This is a genomic window from Psychromonas sp. SR45-3 (genome assembly GCF_014163575.1).
GTDB classification, from domain to species: domain Bacteria; phylum Pseudomonadota; class Gammaproteobacteria; order Enterobacterales; family Psychromonadaceae; genus Psychromonas; species Psychromonas arctica.
The window spans coordinates 19,773-27,850 of the sequence record NZ_JACJDP010000049.1 but is presented as its reverse complement, the minus strand read 5'-3'; the positions used below and the strand labels follow the sequence as shown (position 1 = coordinate 27,850).

Annotated in this window: 6 protein-coding genes; 5 read left to right on the top strand and 1 reads right to left on the bottom strand. The window is 39.2% G+C overall.

What is annotated here, in order from left to right; genetic code table 11:
* Positions 1 to 186: 186 nt before the first annotated feature.
* Positions 187 to 1,743, bottom strand: coding sequence for a nitric oxide reductase transcriptional regulator NorR (gene norR / locus H5084_RS17575; RefSeq protein ID WP_182691940.1), 1,557 nt, complete (start codon positions 1,741 to 1,743; stop codon positions 187 to 189).
* A gap of 193 nt (positions 1,744 to 1,936) precedes the next feature.
* Here norR and norV point away from each other — a divergent pair, with 193 nt between their 5' ends.
* The 5 genes from norV (at position 1,937) to H5084_RS17550 (ending at position 8,073) form a co-directional block, all read left to right on the top strand.
* Positions 1,937 to 3,457, top strand: coding sequence for an anaerobic nitric oxide reductase flavorubredoxin (norV, locus tag H5084_RS17570; protein WP_182691938.1), 1,521 nt, complete (start codon positions 1,937 to 1,939; stop codon positions 3,455 to 3,457).
* Positions 3,454 to 4,629: an NADH:flavorubredoxin reductase NorW gene (gene norW, locus H5084_RS17565; RefSeq protein ID WP_182691935.1), complete on the top strand. Its 1,176-nt coding sequence runs from the start codon at positions 3,454 to 3,456 to the stop codon at positions 4,627 to 4,629. The genes norV and norW overlap by 4 nt, the downstream gene beginning before the upstream one ends.
* Positions 4,630 to 4,702: 73 nt before the next feature.
* The gene (locus H5084_RS17560; protein WP_182691933.1) at positions 4,703 to 5,038 is read left to right on the top strand and encodes a DUF1971 domain-containing protein; all 336 of its coding nucleotides are present in this window, start codon (positions 4,703 to 4,705) and stop codon (positions 5,036 to 5,038) included.
* Between the two features lie 228 nt (positions 5,039 to 5,266).
* Entirely contained in the window at positions 5,267 to 6,757 is a 1,491-nt protein-coding gene (locus tag H5084_RS17555) for an RCC1 domain-containing protein (protein ID WP_182691931.1), read from the top strand.
* Positions 6,757 to 8,073: a di-heme oxidoredictase family protein gene (locus tag H5084_RS17550; protein ID WP_182691930.1), complete on the top strand. Its 1,317-nt coding sequence runs from the start codon at positions 6,757 to 6,759 to the stop codon at positions 8,071 to 8,073. Before H5084_RS17555 ends, H5084_RS17550 begins: the two co-directional genes overlap by 1 nt.
* The last annotated feature ends 5 nt before the right edge of the window (positions 8,074 to 8,078 follow it).

The following is an 8,078-nucleotide window of genomic DNA, read 5'->3' as shown; positions in this document are numbered from 1 at the left end:
TTGGTAATTGGTAATTGGCAATCACTTATGAAAAGTGCTAATAAATAGCTGTTTTATTGCAAATAGGTGATTGAGCTCGTAACAAAAAACTACCATTGTTTACAAGCTCATCATCGATGAGTTGTACTGTTCATTATATGTAAAGGCGAATAACCTAAAGTCTCTTGCATAATAAGCAATGTCACTTTATTTTAAATTAAGTCGTTTAGCCAATCGATGTAGATTACCTGTATCGAGCTTAAGCTGTTTTGCTGTTGAGACCCAGTTGTTAGCATTTTCTTGGTATGCCTGTTTAATGATAGTCGCTTGAAAGTCATTAGTTGCTTCACGTAACCCTTGACCATGTTCAGTGGAAAATAACTTACTATTTTCAGCTGGTGTTGCGTTTGTTAAGGCTTGATCTTGTGTGATTAGATGTTCTGCATTGAGTTGAAAGTGGCTTGCCTTTAATTGTAGATATGAATCTGCCGCTTGTGATTTTGCAATTACCGCCGCACGATTGATGGCATGCTCTAACTCCCGCACATTACCCGGCCACGAATACTGTTGTAAAATATTGATAGCAGCGGGGTCAATGCTCAAGCGTTTAAAGCCTAATTTTGCACGGCATCGTTCAGCAAAGAATCCTGATAATAGTACAACATCATTATCTCGCTCTCGCAGTGGTGGCACATGCACAGGAAATACATTCAATCGATGGTAAAGATCAGCACGAAAACGTCCTGCTTTCACTTCCTCATGCAATGTACGATTAGTTGCTGCGACAATTCGTGTATTTACTTTTAAACTCTTTTCGTCACCAACACGTTGTATATCGCCGTATTGTAAAGCACGAAGCAGTTTTGCTTGTAACGATAGCGGCAACTCCCCAACTTCGTCTAGAAAAAGTGTGCTGTTATTGGCAAGTTCAAATTTACCTTTACGATCACTTATTGCTCCAGTAAATGCCCCCTTCACATGTCCAAATAGTTCACTTTCTGCGACCGATTCTGGCAATGCTGCACAGTTTAAATAGATCAGGTTATTATCGCAACGTGTAGACTGTTGATGGATGGAAGAGGCTACTAGCTCTTTACCCACACCTGTTTCACCAGTGATCAAAACCGACAATTCAGTGTCAGCTACTGCTTTAATTTGTGATTTAAGATCTAAAATTCCCTGTGATTGACCAATCATGCCGCTTGTTTGTTGTGTAAATGCGTCAAGTGGGTCGTTATTACTGAACACGCCAGCTTGGTTTTCTAACTTCTCCATTAACAGTGAAGTATGCAAACTTGCTGCAGCTAGGGCACTGATAATACGTAGATCATCATTACTAAATTGATCAAATTGGTGAGGGTCGAAAGCATCGATTGTTAATGCACCAATTAAGCGATCATTAGCAAGTAATGGTAGCCCGATACAAGAATGAACATTTAACTCTCCATGATGATTTGGAATAAGCCCATCATAGGGGTCGGGTAATGTGCTGTCAGCAGGAAAGCGAACAACATCGCCTGCTCTAGCAATTGCTTCTAATCTAGGGTGTTCTTGAATATTAAAGCGTCGTCCTAACACTTCATCATAAAGGCCATTAATCGCTAACGGGGAAAATTGTTGATGTTGAAAAGCTAATAATGCAGAAGCATTACAATTAAATAGTTTACGAATAACTGACAGCAAGCGATCAAACCTATCCTGACTAGAAACGCTGACCGTTAGATCAATCGCTAATTGTGTTAATGCTTGGTATTTATTATCCATATTAAACCTAATATAAAGTGATTCACTATTGTCATTATGACATTTTTATTGTTTAAATGACATTGTTTAAGTGATGTCAAAATGACAACTTAAAATTATAAGTTTAATAAAATCAGTTGCTTATATTTTGGCATGTAATCTGCAGTATGGAAGATAACTTTTTAAATCTTTTATAAATTATGCAGGTAACAATATGACGATTCACATTAAAAATAACATTCATTGGGTTGGACAGCGTGATTGGGAAGTAGAAAACTTCCATGGTATGGAATTCAAACTAACAAAAGGTACCAGCTATAACAGTTATTTGATTCGCGAACAAAAAAATGTATTGATTGATACGGTTGATCATCGTTTTAGCTTACAGTTTGTGCAAAATCTAGAGATGGAAATTGATCTAAATGAGATTGATTTCATTGTTATTAATCATGCAGAAGAAGATCACTCAGGTGCATTGCCGGCGCTAATGGCAAAAATCCCTAATACGCCTATTTACTGTACAGAAAATGCAATTGATTCAATTACAGGTCAGCATCATCATCCTGAATGGAATTTTAATATTGTAAAAACCGGTGACGCCTTGGATATTGGTAACGGCAAACAATTAATATTTGTAGAAACGCCAATGTTGCACTGGCCAGATAGTATGATGACTTACCTGACCGATGATGCAGTGTTGTTTAGTAATGATGCATTTGGTCAACATTATTGTGATGAGCATCTATTTAATGACGAAGTTGATCAAAACGAATTAAAAGAACAATGTTTACGTTATTACGCAAATATTTTAACGCCTTTTAGCTCGTTAGTGACTGCCAAGATTAAAGAGGTACTTAGCTTCAACCTACCTGTTGATATGATTGCAACTGCTCACGGTGTAATTTGGCGCGATGACCCTACGCAAATTATTCATCAATACCTAGAGTGGGCAGATAATTATCAAGAAGACCGCATCACTATTTTCTACGACTCTATGTCTAATAATACGCGCATGATGGCTGATGCCATGGCTCAAGGGATTCATGACGTTGACCCAGGTGTTGCGGTTAAAGTATTCAATGTTTCACGCCAGGATAAAAACGAAATATTATCTAACGTATTCCGCTCTAAGGGCGTATTAGTGGGTTCTCCAAGTATGAACAACGTGATGATGCCACAAATTGCTGCGATGTTAGAAGAGATAACAGGATTACGTTTTAAAAACAAAAAAGCAGCGGCATTTGGTAGTTACGGTTGGAATGGTGGTGCCGTTGATCGTATTAATATACGTTTAATGGATGCCGGTTTTGAAACTGCTGACAGCTTAAAAACAAAATGGCGTCCTGATGGTAAAGCAATGAATGAATGTCGTGAATACGGCCGTGGCATTGCAAAAAGCTGGGCATTACATGATATCAGTAATATTCAGTCTATCACTGCTAATCAACCTATCACTGTCAAATCTATTATTGCAAAACCTATTGTAAAGCCAAACGTACAGAGTGATGCAGTGCCTCAAACAGCACCTTCTGCAACTGTAGCCGTTCAAGTTGATGATGCTCAAGACATGTTATGTACGGTTTGTAACTGGGTTTATGAACCTGCTATTGGTGAACCAAACCAAGATGTTGCAGCTGGTACAGCTTGGAACGACGTACCGGACTTCTTCCTTTGTCCTGAATGTGGCCTAGGCAAAGATGTATTTGTTGCGGTTGCACAGAGCAAAGCATCATGAGTGCACCAATCATTATTATTGGTAGCGGCTTTGCCGCTTACCAATTAATCAAAACCATTAGACGCACGGATCAAGCGATAGCGATTTCTGTTTTTACTCTTGACGCAGGTGATGATTACAATAAGCCAGATTTAAGCCATGTATTTACTAATGAACAGAGCAGCGCAGACCTTATTCGGCTATCAGGGGAAGCGTTTGCTACTGAGTTTAACATTAAGTTACATGCCTTTACCGAAGTTGATCAGATCAATTACGAACACCAAGAGATTTTGGTTGCAGGTGAAGCGTATCCTTATTCAAAACTTGTTTTAGCAACGGGAGCACGGGCATTTATTCCGACTATGTTAGGCGATGCAACTGACAAAGTGATCACACTTAATAGTTTACGTGAGTTTGAAAGTGCACAACAACAGTTGCAGCAAGCTCAACGTGTTTTAGTTATTGGTGCAGGGTTGATCGGCACTGAGATTGCAATGGACCTGTCGAGTAGTGGTAAAAAGGTGCTGGTGGTTGATCCCAGTAAAGGTGTGATGGCAAATATGTTACCAGACTTGGTAGCGAATCAACTGCGCAATAAAATGGCTGAGGCCGGTGTTGTGTTTGAATTGGGAAAAACCATCCATTCATTGAATCACTGTTTATCAGATAAAGGCGCATTAAATACAAGCGAAACAGGTATTTGTGTCACGCTTAGCTCTGGTGAAACACAGATTGTTGATTGTGTTATTTCTGCCGCTGGTTTAAAAGCGAATACAGGCCTAGCGCGAAAATCAGGTATCAATGTCAACAATGGTTTAGTTGTTAATTTGCAGTTACAAACATCTGCGAACAATATTTATGCCTTGGGAGATTGCGCTGAGATAAATGGCAAGGTGATGTCGTACTTACAACCCATCATGTTAAGTGCGAATGCGTTAGCTAAAACATTATTAGGGCAAGCTACTGAGGTCACATTACCGGCGATGTTAGTTAAAGTAAAAACACCGAAAATGCCAATGCAGTTAGGTGGCAATATGGTAAATGGTGTTACTTCTTGGCAAGCGGATATCGATACCGAGGGGTGCTCAGTAAAGGCGTATAACGAAGACAAAAAAATGGTTGGATTTATCGTAACAGAAGGGCACATGAAAAAAGCTTTTCCATTACTAAGAGAATTACCTGCGGCACTTTGAGCTTTATTCGATGCAAGTCTAGGGTTAGGTTCGTTAGAACAAATCTACCCTATTATAAAATTAGGAGAATATTATGAGTCATTTACGAATTCCAGCAAATTGGACAATTCAACGCTCGACCCCTTTCTTCACTGTTGATACTGTGCCGAAAGCATTATTAACTCATCATAATACGGCGGCAGATGTTTTCGGGCAATTATGTGTCATGGAAGGCGTTGTCACGTATTTTGGTTTTGCAGATAGCGAAGCGACTGAGCCAGAAGTCACAGTGATTATTGAAGCGGGGCAATTTGCAACGAGTCCTCCACAATATTGGCATCGAGTAGAGTTAAGTGAAGATGCACAGTTCAATATTAATTTCTGGTCAGACCAAGATAAAACAGGACAAGCGCTATACAATAAAAAATAAAGAGCTATTTTTACTGATCGCTTGTACCCGATATTTACTCATTACGTTGTTTGTTGATCGTGATGAATGATAGCGGGTATCTGCTTTTATGATCGTTAAACTAAACTAATAAATTTTATAATAAGCAGAGCAAAATTTATAACTTACTAGAATAAAAGAGCTTGAAATCATCAATCTTTTGATCAATAATGATATTCATTATCATTAAATTGGCCATTGGAAGGTTGCATGAAGTTACAACATAGTTTTTTATCGGTTTGCATTTTAACATTTATTGCCGGATGCGATTCTAACGATACCCCTGCTTCTGCGGAAGTTAATAAAGATACGACAGAACCTGAGATCACATTATCTACACTCGCCGCTAATCGCAGCATATATTCCTCCATTTATTCTATTAATGGTACCGTTACTGACAATCAAGAGGTAACTTCTTTACAGTTGAAAGTTAACGATCTAACCAAAAACGTAACTTTTAATGGAGGGGATTTTGACGTTTCTTTTGTTTTGACACCTGGATTAAACAATTATGAATTAATCGCCTTAGATGCTGCCGGTAATGGAACATCTATGACTGATAGTATTTATTTTGGACAACAAGTTGCAGCTGGAGGTGCTCACTCTGGAGCTATTATAGATGGTCAGATTTGGACATGGGGTAGGAATAACCTTGGTCAAACCGGAGTAGGGTTTACTAGTAGATTAAATACAGATGAAAATCATCCAACCACGCCGCAAAAAATTGAAGTTTTAGATAACGAAGAACTAGTTACTTTTATTTCTTTAGCATTTAACCAAAATGCATCCATCGCATTGGATAATGAAGGTGATGTATGGGCTTGGGGAGATGGTGATGGCGGTCAATTAGGGTTAGGAGATCAAGATAGTGTAGTTTTAGATGTTGATTATTATACACCTCAAAAAATTAACGCCCTTAAAGACATTGTTTCAATCACTCGTGGTTATGACCATACCGTTGCATTAGATAAAAATGGCCAAGTTTTTACATTTGGTGAGAATGATAAAGGCCAATTAGGGAATAGCTCTAACGAAGACGCTGACTATCCTCAACTTGTTACGTTAACTAATATTGTTCTAATCGCTGCCGCTTCAGATTCCACTTACGCTATCGATTCAGATGGTATTCTTTGGGGATGGGGGGAAAATGATAATGGTCAATTAGGCCAAGGTAGTGATGATACAAACGATTATAATACGCCTGTACAAATTCCTTTACTCGAAAAAGTTATTTCTGTTGCAGCAGGTAAAGCACATGTTCTTGCGCTAGGTGAAAGTGGAAAAGTCTACGGTTGGGGATTAAATGCGAGTAATCAAATAGGCAACACAGTTGAAGATACATGGCCTGATGAAATCTACGAAGCAGTTGAATTACCTTGGATAACACAAGCTAAGGCAGTTTGGGCAAATGGCAATCAAAGTTTCGTAGAAAAAAGCGATCAATTAATTTATCCATGGGGTTTTAATGGAACAGGGACATTAGGCCTTGAATCTGATCAAGACCCGATCTCTCCAACTGTCGCAATAGCCGATCTTAATAATGTGCAGGATATTGCACCAGGTGCATTACATACCATCGCCCTGCGTAAAGATCGCTCTATATTTAGTTGGGGATGGAGCTTCGAAGGATCGTTAGGAATTAAAGAACCAATCAACATCTGGGGATACACTGTTCCACAAAAAGTAGAGTTTAATCAGTAATGAAAAGTAAATTATATTTATTACTTAATATCTTATTGGTGGGCTGTGGTGGTTCGGATGGGGCTTCTGACTCTGTCGTTGATAACACCTTAGTACTTGGAGCTACTGGGGGAGTTGCAACGGTAGAATATCAAGAAAATAGTGGTTTTTTACAGTTCATTCCTGACCTTGATATTCAAGAATATAATGGGGCTTCCCAAGGCCGAGAGTTATTTATCGCTACTTGGGGCCCTGCTCCTGGGGCGCGAGATCTACTTGATGGTTATGGTCCGCTTGCAATCACTGACTCATGTGCAAATTGCCATGAATCTTCAAGTAGAGCTGAATCATTAAAAAGTGATGGTTCCACTGGCAATGGAATATTGTTCAGATTACGGGATATAGAGGGCAATGTAGATTCTATGTTGGGCGCACAGCTACAAACTTATTCTGCAGATGGAGTGCCCGAAGGAAGTGTAAGCTGGTCCGAAGGAAGTTCAAATGAGATCCTTTTCCATTTAAACGATAATGTAAATGCGCTTGATGAAGGCATAGTTTTAGCACCTAGACTATCGCCTCAATTGATTGGAATGGGATTATTAGATCTAGTGCCTGAATCGGTTATTCTTGAGTATCAAGATGTTAATGATACTGATATGAATGGCATATCTGGTAGCGCAAACCAACAACAGCAATGTATTGGTCGTTTCGGCTGGAAAGCTATCCATTGTTCATTGGATGGGCAAATAGTAGGTGCGCTTCAACAGGATATGGGATTAACTTCAACGTTGAGCCCAGCAGAACCTTGCTCTGATAATCAAGGAATATGTAATCTTTATCCATCGGGAGGTGACCCTGAAGTATCTGATAAGTCGGTACAGGATATTAATGATTTTTTAACTATACTCGCCGTGCCAGAAAGGCGAATTAATAATCAGGAAACATTCCTTGCGGGAAGAGCACTTTTTAATTCTACTGGTTGTAATGCATGCCACCGAGAAACGTTAAGTACTGGTGAAGTGGAAAGATTCCCTATTCTCAGTAATCAAACATTTTACCCTTACACTGACTTATTGCTTCACAATATGGGCCCTGAGCTTAGTGATGGTGCAAAAGAGCCCGGTGCAGAAGCTGATGAATGGCGTACACCACCATTATGGGGATTAGGTTTAATTGAAGGTGATGGGAAAAGTCGATTTTTGCATGATGGCCGAGCCCTCACCATTGAGCAAGCAATCTTATGGCATGGTGGCGAATCAGAGAGTGCTAAAGAAACTTATTCTCAACTGACGAATGATGAAAAAGATGCATTATTAGCTTTTTTAAGGGCTATTTAATTTAA